Genomic DNA, 16,592 nt, shown 5'->3' with positions numbered 1-16,592 from the left:
TCAAGATCACAAGGATCATCACATGAGCAAATCCATCCAGTTTCCCGCCGACTTCCTGTGGGGTAGCGCGACGTCGGCGTATCAGATCGAGGGTTCGCCCCTGGCCGATGGCGCGGGGCCGAGCATCTGGCAGCGTTTTTGCGCGGTGCCGGGCAATGTGCGCGACGGCGATAACGGCGATATCGCCTGCGATCATTACAACCGCTACAAGGAGGATGTCGCCCTGATGGTGAAGCTGGGGTTGAAGGCTTACCGCTTCAGCGTGTCCTGGAGCCGCATCCTGCCGCAGGGGCGCGGCGCAGTGAACCAGGCGGGCCTTGATTTCTACAGCCGCCTGATCGACGAGCTGCTGGCCAATGGCATCGAGCCTTTGCTGACCCTGTACCACTGGGATTTGCCCGCCGCGCTGGACGATCGCGGCGGCTGGCTCAATCCCGATATCGCCGACTGGTTCACCGACTACGCGCGGATACTTTTCCGGGCCTTCGACGGGCGCGTCAAGTCGTGGGCCACGCTCAACGAGCCGTGGGTGGTCACCGATGGCGGCTACATGCACGGCACGCTGGCGCCGGGCCACCGTGGCGTGCACGAGGCGGCGCTGGCCAGCCATAACCTGATGCGCGCGCACGGCAGCGCCGTCAAGGCTTATCGCGAGGAGGGCAAGCATCGCATCGGCATCGTGGTTAATATCGAACCTAAATACCCCGCCAGCCAGTCGCAGGCCGATCTCGACGCCACCCGGCGCGCCGACGCCTACATGAACCGCCAATATCTCGATCCCATCTTCCTGGGCGCTTATCCGCCGGAGCTCAAGGAGATGTTCGGCGACGCCTGGCCGGACTGGCCGGCCGCCGACTTCGAGTTGATCGGCCAGAAGCTGGACTTCGTCGGTATCAATTACTACACCCGCAGCGTGGTGCGCGACGAGGCGTCCAACTGGCCGCTGAAAGTGGCGCCGGTGCGCCAGACCCAGGCCACCTACACCGAAACCGGATGGGAGGTGTTCCCGCAAGGCCTCACCGACACGCTGGTGAACTTCAAGCGCCTGTACGGCGACACGCCGCTGTACGTGATGGAGAACGGTTCCGCGTTCTACGACCCGCCGCAGGCCGAGGGCGGACGGGTGCACGATCCGCTGCGGGTGGACTGCCTGTGCAAGAATATGCGCGCCATCAGCGCGGCGCTGGAAGCGGGCGTCGACCTGCGGGGCTACATGGTATGGTCGCTGCTGGATAATCTGGAGTGGTCATTGGGGTTCTCCAAGCGCTTCGGCATCATCCACGTTAATTTTGAAACGCAGCAGCGCACACTGAAGGACAGCGCGCTGCTGTACGCCGACATCGTCGCCAGCAATGGCGCCTGCCTCAATCAAGCAGCTGGAAACGCATAATGGATAATCGTTTAGAAAACACGCCGGCGCGTGAAACCCGGCTGCTCTCCAATGGCAGCTTCACCACCCTGATCACCGGTGCCGGCACGGGCTTCAGCCGGGTTGGCGACACGATGCTGTCGCGCTGGACCGGGGATCGCGTCGAGGACTGCGAGGGCTATTTCATCTATCTGCGCGACGCCGTCAGCGGCGAGACCTGGACGCTTGGCCTGCAGCCGGGCGGTGGCGACGGCGCAGCAAGATCCGCCGGCGGCGGCAGCGGCGGATTCTGGATCGGCGCCACGGCGCACGGCATCGAAGCACACATGGATATCGCCGTCGACCCGCACCGCGATGTCGAGTTGCGCAGCATCGTTTTGACCAATCCCGGCGACACCGAGCGCCGTATCGAAGTGACCAGCTATCTTGAAGTGGTGCTCAATCGCCAGGCCGACGAGGCTTCGCATCCGGCCTTCTCCAAGTTGTTCGTTCAGACCGAGCGAGACGCGGCCAGTGGCGCGCTGCTGGCGCGGCGCCGGCCGCGCGGCGAAGGCGAGGCCGGTTTGTGGATGGTGCATGCCGCCGCCGGTGGCAGCGATGCCGGCTTCGAAACCGACCGCACCCGCTTCGTCGGACGTGGCCGCGATCTGCGCGCGCCGGCGGGCCTGGACGGAAAATTGTCCGGCACCGCCGGGAACGTGCTCGATCCGGCCTTCAGCTTGCGCCGCAGTGTGACGCTGGCGCCGGGTGCGCAGGTCCGGCTGTCGTTTGTTCTGGGCGCCGCCGGCAGCCGCGAACAGGCGTTGGCGCTCGCGTCCGGATTGGCTCCGAACGACCGCGCCGTGATCGATGCCGCCCGTTCGGCGCAGCAGGCGCTGGAGCGGCAACTGGACTTGACCACGGAGGAGGCGACCTACTGTCAGCGCCTGGCCGGCGCGATGCTGTACGGCGTATCGTCGGTGCGGGCACCGGCCGCCACGGCCCTTGACGTTGTCCCCGCCGCCGATATCGCTTCGGTTGCATTGTCGAATGGCGTGCCCGCCGGTCCGCTCGCGGTGGTGTGGGCCAGTGGCGCGGATGACGCCAACGTGTCGCTACTGATGCGCGCGCGCCGCTACTGGACCGCGCATGGCTGGCCGATCGACTTGCTGCTGCTTGATAGCGAAGGCGCATGGTCTTCTACGGATGGCGTCCAGGTTCGTCGGCCGGAGGAATTGAAAGCTCAGGATTTGGCGTTGATCGAGCTGACCGCGTTGCTGGTGGTGCGCGGCGAACTGCCGATGCTCGACGTTGTCGCCGGCCTTTCCGCGCCGCCGGCCAGGCGCGCGATAGGGACGGACGGACCGGCGACGGTTCCCGGCCGCGCGGTGCTGCACCATTTCAACGGCTATGGTGGGTTTTCCGACGCGGGCAATGAATACGTGATCCGCATGGACTGGAACGCGGCCGGTGGTTTGCTTCGCCCGCCGCTGGCCTGGACCAATGCCATCTCGAACGAGGGCTTTGGCTTCCTGGTGAGCGAAAGCGGCGCCGGCTACACGTGGAGCCGCAACAGCCGCATCCAGCGGCTGACGCCATGGTCCAACGATCCGATACGCGATCCCCACGGCGAGGCGCTGTATCTGCGCGACGAGGACAGCGGCCAATACTGGTCGCCGGTGCCCGGCCCGGCCCCGGCCGGCGCGGGATATGAAGCGGCGCACGGCTTCGGCTACACGCGCTTCAATCATTTCAGTCATGGACTGGAACAGGAAACGGTGATGTTCGTGCCGCGTCATGATCCGGTCAAGATCGTGCGCGTGCGGGTGACCAACCGCGACGCGGCCGCGCGGCGCCTGTCGCTGTTCTCCTGCCAGCGGCTGGTGCTGGGCGGCACGCCGGCCGACAGCAGCCGGTTTGTCGTCACCGAGCGCGATGCCTCCGGCGTACTGCTGGCGACCAATCCGCTGGCCGGGCAGTTCGCCGACGGCGTCACTTTTGCCACTGTCTTGCCGGGCGATGGCGCGGCGGTCCACCACAGCGCCGACCGTGCCGCCTTCATCGGCGCGCACGGCGACCTGGCCAGGCCGGCCGCGCTGATGGCGGCACGGTTGGACGGCGCCACCGGACCCGGGCTCGATCCCTGCGCCGCGTTCCAGACGACGCATGAACTGGCGCCGGGCGCCACGCTGGAATGGGTTGTGCTGCTGGGCGAAACGCAGGACCGCGCGGCGGCGCTGGAACTGGCGCGGCGCTATGCCGCGCCGGGGGCGGTGCAACAGGCGCTCGACGAAATCACCGCATTCTGGCGCCATACCGTCGGCGCGGTGCAAGTGCGCACCCCGGTGCCGGCCATCGACTTGATGCAGAACGGCTGGCTGGCCTATCAGAACCTGAGCTGCCGCATCTGGGGGCGCTCGGCGTTCTACCAGTCCGGCGGCGCCTTGGGTTATCGCGACCAGTTGCAGGATTCAAGCGCGATGATCTACGCCCGGCCGGACTTGACGCGCCAGCAGATCCGCATCCATGCGGCACACCAGTTTGTCGAAGGCGACGTCCTGCACTGGTGGCACACCGCGCCGATGGAACGCGGGCTGCGCACGCGCTTCTCGGACGACCTGCTTTGGCTGCCCTACATCGCCGCCTTCTACATCAAGACCACCGGCGACTGGAGCGTGCTCGATGAAGTCGAGCCGTTCCTCACCGCGCCGCTTCTGGCGGAGGGCGAGGACGAGGTCTATCTGAAGCCTTCGCTGTCCGGCGAAAGCGGCGACGTCTACGAACATTGCTGCCGCGCCCTCGACCGCTCGCTGACGCAGGGCGCGCACGGCTTGCCGCTGATGGGCACCGGCGACTGGAACGACGGCATGAACCGCGTCGGCCGCGAAGGGCGCGGCGAGAGCGTCTGGATGGGATTTTTCCTGTCGCGCATCATCAAGGACTTCCTGCCGATTTGCGAGCGGCGCGGAGACACCGCGCGCGTCGCCATCTACAGCGCGTACCACGATCATCTGGACCAGGCGCTGAACGACGGCGGCTGGGACGGCGAATGGTATCGCCGCGCTTATTACGACAACGGCGCCGTCATCGGCTCCAGGGATAGCGACGAATGCCAGATCGACGCGCTGGCGCAGGCGTGGGCCGTGATCTCGGAGGCGGCGCCGCCGGCAAGGGCTGCGCAGTCGCTGGACGCGCTGGAGCGGCGGCTGGTGTCCGAGCAGGACGGGCTGATACGGCTGTTGACGCCGGCCTTCGTCAACACCCCCAACGATCCGGGCTACATCAAAGGCTATGTGGCGGGCGTGCGCGAGAACGGCGGCCAGTACACCCACGCCGCGTGCTGGGTGGTGCGGGCGATGGCCGAAGCCGGACGCCGCGACCGCGCAGCGCGGTTGCTGGAGATGCTCAGCCCCGTGAGCCACGCGCGCGACTTGGCGTCGGTGGCGGTGTACCAGGTCGAACCTTATGTCATCGCGGCGGACGTTTATGGCGAGGCGCCGCACGTGGGCCGCGGCGGCTGGACCTGGTACACGGGGTCGTCTGGCTGGATGTACCGGGTGGGATTGGAATCGGTGCTGGGCTTCGCCATCGAGGGCGGCGACACGATCGTCATGGCGCCGCGCATCCCCGATCAGTGGCCGGAGTTTAGCATCCGCCATCAGCTGCCTGATGACGGTGGCAGTTACGAGATTACGGTGCTTAACCCGCACCGCCGGGCCGACGGCGTGGTGTCTGTTACCCTTGACGGCAAGGCGCTGGCGCACGCCGGCGGCGCGGCGCGCATTCCGCTGCTGCGCGATGGCGCGACCCATCGCGTCGAACTGGTTTTAGGCTGAGGGGGAGGGGGCATGGCTGGAGTAGACATTCGGGGCATCCGCAAAGGTTTCGGCCAGCAACCGATCCTGCGTGGTATCGACCTTAGCATCGCCGACGGCGAGTTCGTGGTGTTCGTGGGGCCGTCGGGCTGCGGCAAATCGACTTTGCTGCGCACGATCTGCGGGCTGGAAAGCGCCGACGAGGGCACGGTGACGATCGGCGGCCGCGACATGACGCAGGTGGCGCCGGCCGCGCGCGGCATCGCGATGGTGTTCCAGAGCTATGCGTTGTATCCGCACATGACGGTGTTCGACAACATGGGCTTCGCGCTGAAGATGGCGGGACTCTCGCGCGACGAGATACGCGTCAAGGTGGAGCAGGCCGCCGCCACGCTGCGCATCGAGCCGCTGTTGCAGCGCAAGCCCAAGGAGCTATCGGGCGGCCAGCGGCAGCGGGTGGCGATCGGCCGCGCGATCGTGCGCCAGCCGGAGGTGTTCCTGTTCGACGAGCCGCTGTCCAATCTGGACGCCTCGCTGCGGGTGCAGATGCGCATCGAGCTGAAAAACCTGCACCGCACGCTGCGCAGCACGATGATCTACGTGACCCACGACCAGGTGGAGGCGATGACCTTGGCCGACCGGATCGTGGTGCTGCGCGGAGGCCAGGTGGAGCAGGTCGGCGCGCCGCTGGAACTGTATCAGCGGCCGGCCAATATGTTTGTCGCCGGCTTCCTCGGATCGCCGGCGATGAACTTTTTAAATGGCGTGGTGGAGCTGTCGGCAGGGCAGGCGATGGCGGTGCGGCTGGCCGGCGGCGCGCTGGTGCCGATCGAGGCGCGCGACGGGTTGGTGCCCGGATCGCCGGTGTCGCTTGGAGTACGCGCCGAGCATATGGCGCTGGCGCCGTCGGAGCCGGGCGGCGGCGTCGCCGGCATTCCGGTCACGGTGCAGGCGGCGGAGCTGCTGGGCGATGCCAGCTATATTTACCTGACGCCCGACGACGGCGCCACCCAGTTGATCGCCCGCGTGGATGCCGACGCTCGATGGCAGGCCGGCCAAACAGCGGCGATGCGCGTGGAGCAGGCGCGTTGGCACGTCTTCGACGAATCCGGACGGGCTGTCTACTAATCTCGCCTGCGCGCGCCAGTTCGCGGCGCAGGCGTCCACCCGGCTAAATACCGCTTGACCGGGGCATTTTATCGGCTTATATTTAGACGAATGTCTAATTAGATGAATGACTAATGAATGCTTCCAATAACGCCTTTAAAGCCATCGCCGATCCGGCGCGGCGCGAAATTCTGCGGCTGCTGCGACAAGGCGAGATGACGGCTGGCGACCTTGCGGGGCATTTCGATATGAGCAAGCCTTCGATGTCCCACCACTTCGCGGTGCTTGGCGAGGCTGACCTGATCACCCGGCGGCGGGATGGCCAGACCATCTGGTACGGGCTCAATACCACCGTGCTGCAGGATGTGTTGGCCTGGGTGATGGACCTGACCGACACCGACACCAAACCCGTACAAAAGACGGAATCAAAAGGGAGAAAAAAATGAGGACGCGCTATCTCGTCGTTTGCCTGTTGCTGATCGCCGCTGCCTGTGCCGCGCTCACGTACTATTGGCCGCGGCTGCCCGAGCAGGTGCCTGTTCACTGGAATATCGAAGGCCAGGTGGACGGCTATGCCGGGCGCGTCGTGATGTGGGCGCTCGGTCCCGGTAGCATGGCGCTGTTCACGCTTGTGGGATTGGCGTTACCGGTGCTGTCGCCGCAGCGCTTCGGCATGACGGCGTTCCTGCCGACTTACTATTACATCGCCGGCCTGGTGGTGTGCATGCTTGGCTATGTGTTCGCGCTGGTGTTGATCGCCGCGACAGGCGGCGAGGTGTCGATGCAGCGCGCATTGCCGGCGGGTCTGTTCCTGCTGCTTATCCTGATGGGCAACCCAATGGGCAAGGTGCGCCGCAATTTCTATGTCGGCATCCGCACGCCCTGGACGTTGGCCAATGAGCGCGTCTGGTACGCCACGCACCGCACGGCGGCTCGGCTGATGGTCGCTAGCGGTTTGCTCGGTTTGCTGGCGCTGTGGATGCATGCGCCGGCGTGGAGCATTCTGCTACTGGTGCTGGCGTGGGCGCCGCTCGTGGTCCTTTACTCGCTGCTGCACTATAAAAGGCTGCAGAACAGTCAGCAACTCGAATCGCACTAACCGGAGGTTTATTCATGCGCTGTAAATTGTTAATGGCTATGCTGGTGCTGTCCTTTGCCGCCCATGCGGGCAGCTACACCGAACGCGCCATCACGCAGGCCGTCGCCGGCGGTACGCTGTATGGCACCGAGTTGATACCAGAGGGGGAGGCCAAGGTGCCGGTGGTGCTGCTGCACTCCGGTTCCGGGCCGACTGACCGCGACGGCAATAGCGAGGCGGCTTCCTTGCTGAATAACTCGCTGCGCATGCTGGCCGAATCGCTCGCGCGGCAGGGCATTGCGACGGTGCGCTATGACAAGCGCGGAGTCGCTTCCAGCGCCGGCGCGGTCAAGGAGGAATCCGATTTGCGCCTCGATGGTTACGTCGATGACGCCGTGGTCTGGATGCGTCAGTTGCGTGCTGACCAGCGCTTCTCGCGCGTGGTGATGGCGGGCCACAGCGAGGGCGCGCTGATCGCGCTGGTGGCATGCCAGCGCGCCAAGGCGGATGCCTGCGTGTCGATCTCCGGCTCAGGCCATCCTTTGGCCGACATCCTGCGTGACCAGCTTAAGCCCAAGCTGCCACCCGCGCTGGCCGGCGACAATGAACGCATACTGGTCTCTCTGGAGCAGGGCAAGCCGGTGGAGGAGGTGCCGCCGCAGCTGATGATGTTGTACCGGCCGTCGGTCCAGCCGTATTTGATATCGTCCTTCAAGACCGACCCGCGCAAAGCGATCGCCGCGCTGAAAATGCCTGTGCTGATCTTGCAGGGCACGACCGATATCCAGGTCGCGGTGACAGAGGCGCAGGCGCTGTCGGCCGCCGCGCCGGCGGCCAAGCTGGTGATCATCGACGGCATGAATCACGTGTTGAAGATGGTGCCGGCCGATCCGGCCCGCCAGCGCGACTCCTACAGCAATCCGGACCTGCCGCTGGCGCCGCAACTGGGCGAGGCGGTGGCCACGTTCGTCAAGCAGCGCTGACGGGGCCTCACCCCTCGCGGCGTTCGACCTTGCCGTCGGTGTGGCGGGCGAAGCGCGTCGGGTCGTCGCCGTGCACCGGGGCGCCATCGGGCCATGGCCAGCCGCCGAACCCCGTTTGCCGGTAATCGGCGTGGGCCTGGCGGATTTCCTGCTCGCTGTTCATCACGAACGGCCCCGATTGCACCACCGGTTCGCCGATCGGCCGCCCTTGCAGGATCAGGAATTGCGCCTTGCCGGTGGCGCCGTTCGCCAGCGGCAGGGGCAGGTCGGTGCGCACGTCGTTGACGCTGCGCGAGGCCAGCGGCTGGCCGCCAAGGCTGGCGCCCTCGCCGTCGAAGTAGTACAAGGCCCGTTTGGTGTCGGCGCCGCGCGCCGGCGGCAGGGTCCACTGCGCGCCCGGCTCCATCGTCACCACCCAGATCGCGACGTCGCTGTCCTCGGTGGCGGCCCAGGAATTCGGCGGCGGGGGCAGGGCGTCGGAATCGCCTACGCGGCCGGCGACGCAGACCACCTCGGTGCGTGCGCCCGAGGCGTCGGTGACGGTTTCGCGGGGAATGTCTTCCGACCACATCATCGTGAAGTGCGGCTCTACGAACTTGCCCCGGGCCGGCAGGTTGAGCCAGATCTGAAACAACTCGAGCGGATTGTCTTCCTGCGTTTTCAGCAGCGGGAACATCTCCGAATGGACGATGCCACGCCCGGCGGTGAGCCACTGCACATCGCCGGCGCCGAAGCGCGCGGCCGCGCCCAGCGAATCCGAATGGTCGATCAGGCCACGGCGCACGATGGTCACCGTCTCGAAGCCCCGGTGCGGGTGGCCGGGAAAGCCCGGCACCTGCTCGCCGTGGTACATATTCCAGCCATCGACGCCCATGAAGTCCTGGCCCAGGCGGCGCCCCGCCAGCGACGCGGCGGGACCGAACTTGCCGTCGCCCTTGGGGTAGTTGTCCACGTGGTGGACGCAAAACAGGAACGGGTCCATGGTGGCCCACGGGAAGCCCAGCGGGCCGCTGCTTAAAATCGGATTCGTCATATCTGCCAATCAGTTCGGGGTGGGTGGCGTGTCCGCGCCCGGCGCGCCGAACAGCTGCTGTTTGAGGCCATGCAGCTGGTCGCGCACCTGCGCCGCCTTTTCGAACTCCAGGTTCTTGGCGTGATCGAGCATCGCCTTCTCCAAGCGCTTGATCTCCTTGCTGATCTGCTTCTCGCTCATCGATTCGTACTTGGCCGCCTCCTGCGCCACCTGGCGGTTGTCGCGCGCGTCCTGCGGGCTGTAGACGCCGTCGATCATGTCCTTGATGCTCTTGCTCACGCCGCGCGGCACGATGCCGTTGGCGGCGTTGAAGGCGATCTGCTTAGCGCGCCGGCGCTCGGTCTCGCCGATGGCGCGCTCCATCGAATCGGTCATGCGGTCCGCGTACAGCAGCGCCACGCCGTTGAGGTTACGCGCGGCGCGGCCGATGGTCTGGATCAGCGAGCGTTCGGAACGCAGGAAGCCTTCCTTGTCGGCGTCCAGGATCGCCACCAGCGACACCTCGGGCAAGTCCAGGCCCTCGCGCAGCAGGTTGATCCCGACCAGCACGTCGAAGGTGCCGATGCGCAGGTCGCGCAGCAGTTCGACCCGTTCCACGGTCTCGATGTCGCTGTGCAGATAGCGCACTTTGACGCCATGGTCGGTCAGGAATTCGGTCAGTTGCTCGGACATGCGCTTGGTCAGCGTGGTCACCAGCACGCGCTCGTTCTTGGCGACGCGGTCGGTGATCTCGGACATCAGGTCCTCCACCTGCGAGCGGGCGGGGCGCACGATGATCAGCGGGTCCACCAGGCCGGTCGGACGCACCACCTGCTCGACCACCTGGTCGGCGTGCGAGTTCTCGTAGTCGGCCGGCGTGGCCGAGACGAACACCGTCTGCCGCATCTTCTGCTCGAATTCCTCGAATTTCAAAGGCCGGTTGTCCAGCGCCGACGGCAGGCGGAAGCCGTAGTCCACCAGATTGGTCTTGCGCGAGCGGTCGCCGTTGTACATGGCGCTCAACTGGCCGATCAGCACGTGCGACTCGTCGAGGAACATCAGCGCGTCCTTCGGCAGGTAGTCGACCAGGGTCGGCGGCGGTTCGCCCGGCATCGCGCCGCTCAGGTGGCGCGAGTAGTTCTCGATGCCTTTGGTGAAGCCGATTTCGGCCATCATCTCCAGATCGAAACGGGTGCGCTGTTCGAGGCGCTGCTCCTCAATGAGCTTGTTCTCCTTGCGGAAGAACTCCAGGCGGTCGCGCAGTTCGAGCTTGATCGATTCGATCGCGCGCAGCACGGTCGATCGCGGCGTGACGTAGTGCGAGCCGGGATAGACGGTGAAGCGCGGGATCTTCTGCTTGACGCGGCCCGTCAGCGGGTCGAACAGCTGGATCGATTCCAGCTCGTCGTCGAACAGCTCCAGGCGCACCGCCAGCTCCGCATTCTCGGCCGGGAAGATGTCGAGCGTGTCGCCGCGCACGCGGAAGGTGCCGCGGCCGAAATCGACCTCGTTGCGCGTGTACTGCATCTGGATCAGGCGCGCGATGATGTCGCGCTGCGCCACGCGGTCCTTCTGGCGCAGGGTCAAAATCATCTGGTGGTATTCGTTCGGATTACCGATACCGTAGATGGCCGACACGGTGGCGACGATGATCACGTCGCGCCGCTCCATCAGCGACTTGGTGCACGACAGGCGCATCTGCTCGATGTGCTCATTGATGGACGAATCCTTTTCGATGAACAGGTCGCGCTGCGGCACGTAGGCTTCCGGCTGATAGTAATCGTAGTAGGAGACGAAGTACTCGACCGCGTTCTCGGGGAAGAATTCGCGGAACTCCGAATACAGCTGCGCGGCCAGCGTTTTGTTCGGCGCGAACACGATCGCCGGCCGGCCCTTGCGGGCGATCACGTTGGCCATCGTGTAGGTCTTGCCGGAGCCGGTCACGCCGAGCAGCGTCTGGAAGAACAGGCCGTCGTCGATGCCCTCGCACAGCTGGTCGATCGCCGTCGGCTGGTCGCCGGCGGGCGGGAAAGGTTGGTGCAGTTTGAACGGCGAGTCCGGGAAGGTAACAACCGTTGCCGTGGGGGTATCTACTACTGGTAATTCAGCCATCTTGTTCCGACCTTTGTTAGAATAATGGCCTGCCAGCGGCCTGAAGTAGTTTTTGTGGGGCGCTGTCTACGTTCATCCGCTGCGAAACGCTTCCAATCGAATCCAATCTTATCATGACGAATCCTAGCTTGTTCAGCGCCATCGACATGGCACCACGCGACCCGATCCTGGGTATCACCGAAGCCTTCAACGCCGACCAAAACCCAGCCAAAATCAACCTGGGTGTCGGCGTTTATTATGACGACAACGGCAAAGTGCCTCTGCTGTCTTGCGTACAGAAAGCGGAAGAAATCCTGATCGCGACGCCCGCGCCGCGCACCTACCTGCCGATCGAAGGCCTGGCTGCCTACGACAAGGCGGTGCAAGAGCTGGTATTTGGCGCCGACAGCGCGATAATTCAAGAGAAGCGCGCGGTCACCGTGCAAGCGATCGGCGGCACCGGCGCGCTGAAAATCGGCGCCGACTTCCTCAAGCGCTTCTCGCCCGATTCGCAGGTCTACATCAGCGATCCAAGCTGGGAGAACCACCGCGCGCTGTTCGAAAGCGCCGGCTTCACCGTCAATAACTACGCCTACTACGATCCGGCCACCCACGGCGTCAATTTCGCTGGCATGCTGGCCGCGTTGAAGGCCATGCCGCGCGGCTCCATCGTGCTGCTGCACGCGTGCTGCCACAACCCGACCGGCGCCGACCTGACCTCGGCCCAGTGGGATGAGGTCATCGCGGCCGTCATCGGCGGCGGCCTGGTGCCGTTCCTCGACATGGCATACCAGGGCTTCGGCGCCGGCATCGCCGAAGACGGCGCCGTGGTGCGCCGCTTCGCCGCCCCCGGCGGTCCGCTGCTGGTGTCGAACTCGTTCTCGAAATCGTTCTCGCTGTACGGCGAGCGCGTCGGCGCGCTGAGCGTGGTCGCCGCCAGCGGCGAAGAGGCGAGCCGTCTGATGTCGCAATTGAAACGTGTCGTGCGCACCAACTATTCCAATCCGCCCGTGCACGGCGGCAAGGTGGTCGCCACCGTGCTGACCACGCCCGAGCTGCGCCAGATGTGGGAAGACGAGCTGGCCGGCATGCGCGTGCGCATCAAGGAAATGCGCGAAGCCTTCGTCGCCAAGCTCAAGGCCAAGGCGCCGGCCCACGATTTCGCCTTCGTGCGCGACCAGGTCGGCATGTTCTCGTACTCGGGCTTGACCAAGGCGCAGGTCGATCAGCTGCGCGAGCAGTCGATCTACGCGGTCGACACCGGCCGTATCTGCGTCGCGGCGCTCAATTCGCGCAATATCGACATCGTCATTGACGCCATCGCCAAAGTGCTCTAAACTCTTGCTTCTTCGGGTTGAGCAGTAGCTTGATTCGAATGGCAACATGGCATATCGCATGAAGTTGCGCTGACGGAAATCTTTCTTGATGGCGCGAAGAAAACGGTATAAAATGTTGCCTCTAATCCCTGATAGCTCAGTTGGTAGAGCGACGGACTGTTAATCCGCAGGTCCCTGGTTCGAGTCCAGGTCGGGGAGCCAGAATACAGTAGCATGCCAAGAACCCAGCCCTAACCCGGTTGGGTTTTTGCGTTTTAGCGCCTGTTTATTTGCGCTTAGTGGATCGTGGTTAGGCCGTTAGGCGCTGGGGATCAGCTACCCCTTGGGTTGGCCTCGCGCTGCACAGGCGGGCACTCTGCGGGGCGGTCGAAGGTGGACCGGGGCACCAACGGTAAGGCGACTGAACTCATGCGGCGCGCGGGTGGTCTAGCAGTCGTCACGGCGGCGATTGCGTTTATTCGTGCATAGTGCAGGCCGTCGACCTGCGTATGGCGATGGAACCCATCTATCGCAACGTCAACCAACAGAATTTGATCTTGCCCGTGCACGTAGAAAAACTTGAGAGGACGTTTAAAGCGGAGCGGCCTCGGCTGGCAGGGCGCGAGCCGATCAGGGTGGACGCCGGGCATGTGGAACGTGATAGTGCCGGGCCGGGTTAGCGCGAAGGCGAAGGGAAGCTGGTATCACGCGCCTTATATGGGAGCGGGGACGGTGAGGGAAGGGCTATTGCGCGGTCGGCCCGGATGGTTTCTAAAATGTAATTCTTGATGTTTGCTTGTTATCGTCTATAGTTTGCAGATTGATGCTAGGAAATTCTCGTTTAGGCAAGCCAACTATAACAGGGGAGCAAAATGTCCAGAATCAAATCCTTCGCCACCATCGCGGCGCTTGTTCTTCTCGGCCCTGCGGCGCACGCCTCGGTCGAGCTGATTCACAACGGCGGCTTCGAGTCCGCCGGCGGCTTCAGCGGTGGTTTCGAAACCATAGGTTCCGGCCTGGACGGCTGGACCATCGGCGGCACGGTCGACTTGATCAATACCTATTGGGCGCCCGCGTCCGGCGGCTACAGCCTCGACTTGAATGGCGGCGGGGCCGGATCGATCTCGCAATCGTTCGCGACGGTCGTGGGGCAGACGTATAACGTTAGCTTCAGCCTGGCTGGCAATCCGGTCGGCGGTGGCGACAAGTATTTCTCCGCCGGCGTGACCGCGCCGCACGCCTACATCGTCGATATCAACGGCAAGACACTCGCCAATATGGGCTGGGTCAGGCAGAGCTTCAGCTTTGTCGCCACCTCGGGTACCAGCACGCTGAGTTTTGTGGGCGATCCCTACAATAGCTACTACGGCGCCGCGCTGGACAATGTCTCGGTCGTCGCGGCGGTGCCCGAGCCTGCCACCTACGGTATGTTGCTGGCGGGGCTGGCGATGGTGGGCGGCCTGGCGCGCCGGCGAAAATAGTTGCTTTTTGGGCTGGGCAAATCGAACTTGAGCGGCTATAATTCTGGCCTCAATTCCCTGATAGCTCAGTCGGTAGAGCGACGGACTGTTAATCCGCAGGTCCCTGGTTCGAGTCCAGGTCGGGGAGCCAGAATTCAGCAGTATCCAAAAAAACCAACCCTAACCCGGTTGGGTTTTTGCGTTTTAGGGCTGTTTATCGTTTTAGGGCCGTTTATTTGTGCATAGTGAGCCATGGTGAGGCGGCTGGGCGGTGGGGATGCGCTACCCCTTAGGCTGGGCTCGCGCTGCACAGGCGGGCGCTCTGCGGGCCGGTCGATGATGGGCTTGAATACGAGGGCTGCACGACCGAACCGATGTGTGGACGCTTTAAGTCATCTGTTCCAATTAAGCATAGATTCCGGCTGGCAGAAACTGTACATTGTGCATATTCCATACTTGAATGAAGTGCATGAATGAAGACATTAGAAGAACAGTTACTCCCCGACCCTGATTCTTTTGCATCTGATCCTTTCGGCTACTCCGCAATGGCATGGATGAAATGGGCCATTCTACAAAATTTGCATGGATTTGACATTGACCCAAGTGTGCCTCCGACAAGTGAGGAATTGAAGTCCCCAGTACTGTGGCTTAGCCAGGCACATGCGTTGTCACAGGCAGCCGCTCTTGTTTTACGAGGTAATCCCGACTTGGAAACTCTACCTCTGCTGAGTCGAGGAATATGTGATAGCCAATATCGTGCGGTTGGCCTCATGCTGGTCGGCTACAGCCTCGAAATCTGTCTAAAGGGAATGCTCATTGTGAAAAAGGGAGTGACTTCCTATGTCGCAGAAGAAAAGGCGCATAAGCATCACAAGCTGGTGAGGCTTGCTGAATTTATTCCTGAGCTGAACGCCAAAGAACAAGCAATTCTGACGCTGCTTACTCATTTTCTGGAATGGGCTGGACGGTACCCCGATCCCGGTTCGGGAAGGGAGGGAAATGCGCAAATCCTTTTTACGCTTTCGGAGCAATATCGGATTACAGCGAAAGACGTGTTTGTTCTTGCTGCGAAAGTCATGGGGTATGCACGAGTCGTCGTAGCTTAAGATTCTTGGAGTGTCAGGACACTAAGACGCAACCCGGTTGGGCTCTGCGTTCTAGAGCCTGTTTATTTGCGCATAGCAGGCAGAAGTGAGCCCGCTAGCGGGTGGAGACGACCTAGCCTAGGCCGGAATCGCGTGGCACACCGGGGAACTCTGCAAGCCGGCCGATTGCTGGCTGGGACGCGAGAGCCGGACGACCGAACCGGTTCAGGAGGTTAGAGTTGGGGCGGCAACCTAGCAACAGTGATGGCCTACCTAGACTGGGCTCATGGGACAACTTTTTCCGCTCGGAGCCAGTTGTACACTTTTAATGCGTCTACGGCTTTGGGAAGCCCTGATTTTGCCAATAAACCGTTAGTTCTTGTGGCCTGTTTCTTTGCATTACTTCCGATAAGATTGATCCATTTCGACTTATCCGTCTTGACAATTGATCCTACTCTGGATTTAACGATATCCTCACATCCCTGATATACAGCAAGCTCGGCATCGAGCATAACTATAATTCGCTGAACAACGGTGGCAAACAATTTGCAGTCCTGAATACTTAGTGGAATAGTATCATCCTCAGGGGCAATGGTGAGACTGAATTCATGATTAAATGGTAGGGCTAAGGGAGTGTTTACGAAAGTTTGCTCTAGCACCAAGTTTAGATGATACTTAATAATTCGAGCGTTTACTTTTCCGCTAGAATGGATAAGGGAATTTCTGCATTCTTTGAAATATCTATATGCCGTTATATACGAGGATAAGTGATGCAGACAATTTAATTTATTTTTCCTTAAATTTGGTAAAAATTCGGTCCCTATGACCATAGAGTTATGCAGTTTTAGATAGTCAAGTGCTACCTGATAGTCGTTAGGAATACCATTACCAGTGGTGTGACCTAAGGGAAATTGAAGCTGGTCAGCTATAACTTTTGCTCTAGAGGATGGAAGCCGCATTTCGCTGCAAACAGCTTCCAGCCATTGCTCATACATACTGCAGGCTTCGAAAAGAATTGACTTGGCGACACGACGCTCATGTTCCGCCCAGCTCATTTTTAAAAATAGTTCCTCAAAGTCAATTCCGCCCGGCAGTGGAAGTCCCCCTGTAAATTTCTTCTCTATCTGTTTCGCGGTTAGTTCAGGATGAACACTGGCATACCCTCGTGATTGCCACCATAGTTCGCGAAGACCCAAGTAGCTGGCCCAACTAAAGCTAAACATATTTCCTAATTCATCGCTGACATTTTTGGTGGCTTTGAAAAAGTAAAGTGACTGCTGCGCCAAGAGCGCCTCCA

Annotated in this window: 12 protein-coding genes and 2 tRNA genes; 11 read left to right on the top strand and 3 right to left on the bottom strand. The window is 62.4% G+C overall.

From position 1 onward, the window contains the following. Positions 1-22 precede the first annotated feature (22 nt). The 6 genes from JOD97_RS10025 to JOD97_RS10000 all read left to right on the top strand — a co-directional run bounded on the left by JOD97_RS10025 (position 23) and on the right by JOD97_RS10000 (position 8,331). Complete coding sequence (locus tag JOD97_RS10025; protein ID WP_209715988.1) at positions 23-1,390, top strand: GH1 family beta-glucosidase; 1,368 nt, start codon at positions 23-25, stop codon at positions 1,388-1,390. Then, the gene (locus JOD97_RS10020) at positions 1,390-5,184 is read left to right on the top strand and encodes a GH36-type glycosyl hydrolase domain-containing protein (protein ID WP_209715985.1); all 3,795 of its coding nucleotides are present in this window, start codon (positions 1,390-1,392) and stop codon (positions 5,182-5,184) included. The genes JOD97_RS10025 and JOD97_RS10020 overlap by 1 nt, the downstream gene beginning before the upstream one ends. Before the next feature lie 12 nt (positions 5,185-5,196). After that, positions 5,197-6,291 (top strand): ABC transporter ATP-binding protein, encoded by a 1,095-nt coding sequence (locus JOD97_RS10015; protein WP_209715982.1) that lies wholly within the window; start codon positions 5,197-5,199, stop codon positions 6,289-6,291. Positions 6,292-6,404: 113 nt separating this feature from the next. After that, positions 6,405-6,716 (top strand): autorepressor SdpR family transcription factor, encoded by a 312-nt coding sequence (locus JOD97_RS10010; protein WP_209715979.1) that lies wholly within the window; start codon positions 6,405-6,407, stop codon positions 6,714-6,716. Further along, complete coding sequence (locus JOD97_RS10005; RefSeq protein WP_209715976.1) at positions 6,713-7,369, top strand: SdpI family protein; 657 nt, start codon at positions 6,713-6,715, stop codon at positions 7,367-7,369. Before JOD97_RS10010 ends, JOD97_RS10005 begins: the two co-directional genes overlap by 4 nt. 32 nt (positions 7,370-7,401) lie before the next feature. After that, on the top strand, positions 7,402-8,331 hold the full coding sequence (locus JOD97_RS10000; RefSeq protein WP_229264256.1) for an alpha/beta hydrolase: 930 nt from the start codon (positions 7,402-7,404) through the stop codon (positions 8,329-8,331). A gap of 7 nt (positions 8,332-8,338) precedes the next feature. On the opposite strand, the gene JOD97_RS09995 is transcribed toward JOD97_RS10000, so the two are convergent. Together JOD97_RS09995 and uvrB are read right to left on the bottom strand one after the other, a co-directional pair. Further along, positions 8,339-9,364: a pirin family protein gene (locus JOD97_RS09995; RefSeq protein WP_209715970.1), complete on the bottom strand. Its 1,026-nt coding sequence runs from the start codon at positions 9,362-9,364 to the stop codon at positions 8,339-8,341. Between the two features lie 9 nt (positions 9,365-9,373). Continuing rightward, positions 9,374-11,455 carry an excinuclease ABC subunit UvrB gene (uvrB, locus tag JOD97_RS09990; protein WP_229264255.1) on the bottom strand — a complete coding sequence of 694 codons (2,082 nt, stop codon included), beginning with the start codon at positions 11,453-11,455 and terminating at the stop codon, positions 9,374-9,376. A 113-nt stretch (positions 11,456-11,568) separates the two neighbouring features. On the opposite strand from uvrB, the gene JOD97_RS09985 reads away from it, so the two are divergent. The 5 genes from JOD97_RS09985 (at position 11,569) to JOD97_RS09965 (ending at position 15,316) form a co-directional block, all read left to right on the top strand. Beyond that, on the top strand, positions 11,569-12,771 hold the full coding sequence (locus JOD97_RS09985; RefSeq protein ID WP_209715966.1) for an amino acid aminotransferase: 1,203 nt from the start codon (positions 11,569-11,571) through the stop codon (positions 12,769-12,771). Between the two features lie 125 nt (positions 12,772-12,896). Continuing rightward, positions 12,897-12,972 (top strand) — tRNA-Asn (locus tag JOD97_RS09980). 650 nt (positions 12,973-13,622) lie between these two features. Beyond that, entirely contained in the window at positions 13,623-14,231 is a 609-nt protein-coding gene (locus tag JOD97_RS32630; RefSeq protein ID WP_229264254.1) for a choice-of-anchor C family PEP-CTERM protein, read from the top strand. Between the two features lie 54 nt (positions 14,232-14,285). Next, positions 14,286-14,361: transfer RNA gene (locus JOD97_RS09970), tRNA-Asn, on the top strand. 322 nt (positions 14,362-14,683) lie between these two features. Continuing rightward, complete coding sequence (locus JOD97_RS09965) at positions 14,684-15,316, top strand: hypothetical protein (protein WP_209715963.1); 633 nt, start codon at positions 14,684-14,686, stop codon at positions 15,314-15,316. Between the two features lie 263 nt (positions 15,317-15,579). Here JOD97_RS09965 and JOD97_RS09960 read toward each other — a convergent pair whose 3' ends face one another. Then, positions 15,580-16,581, bottom strand: a complete 1,002-nt coding sequence (locus JOD97_RS09960) for a hypothetical protein (protein WP_209715958.1) — start codon at positions 16,579-16,581, stop codon at positions 15,580-15,582. Positions 16,582-16,592 lie beyond the last annotated feature (11 nt).

This window comes from Duganella sp. 1411 (assembly GCF_017833525.1).
Taxonomy (GTDB): Bacteria; Pseudomonadota; Gammaproteobacteria; order Burkholderiales; family Burkholderiaceae_D; genus Rugamonas.
Note: the sequence above shows the minus strand (reverse complement) of the source record. Positions and strands in the feature narration are given on the sequence as shown.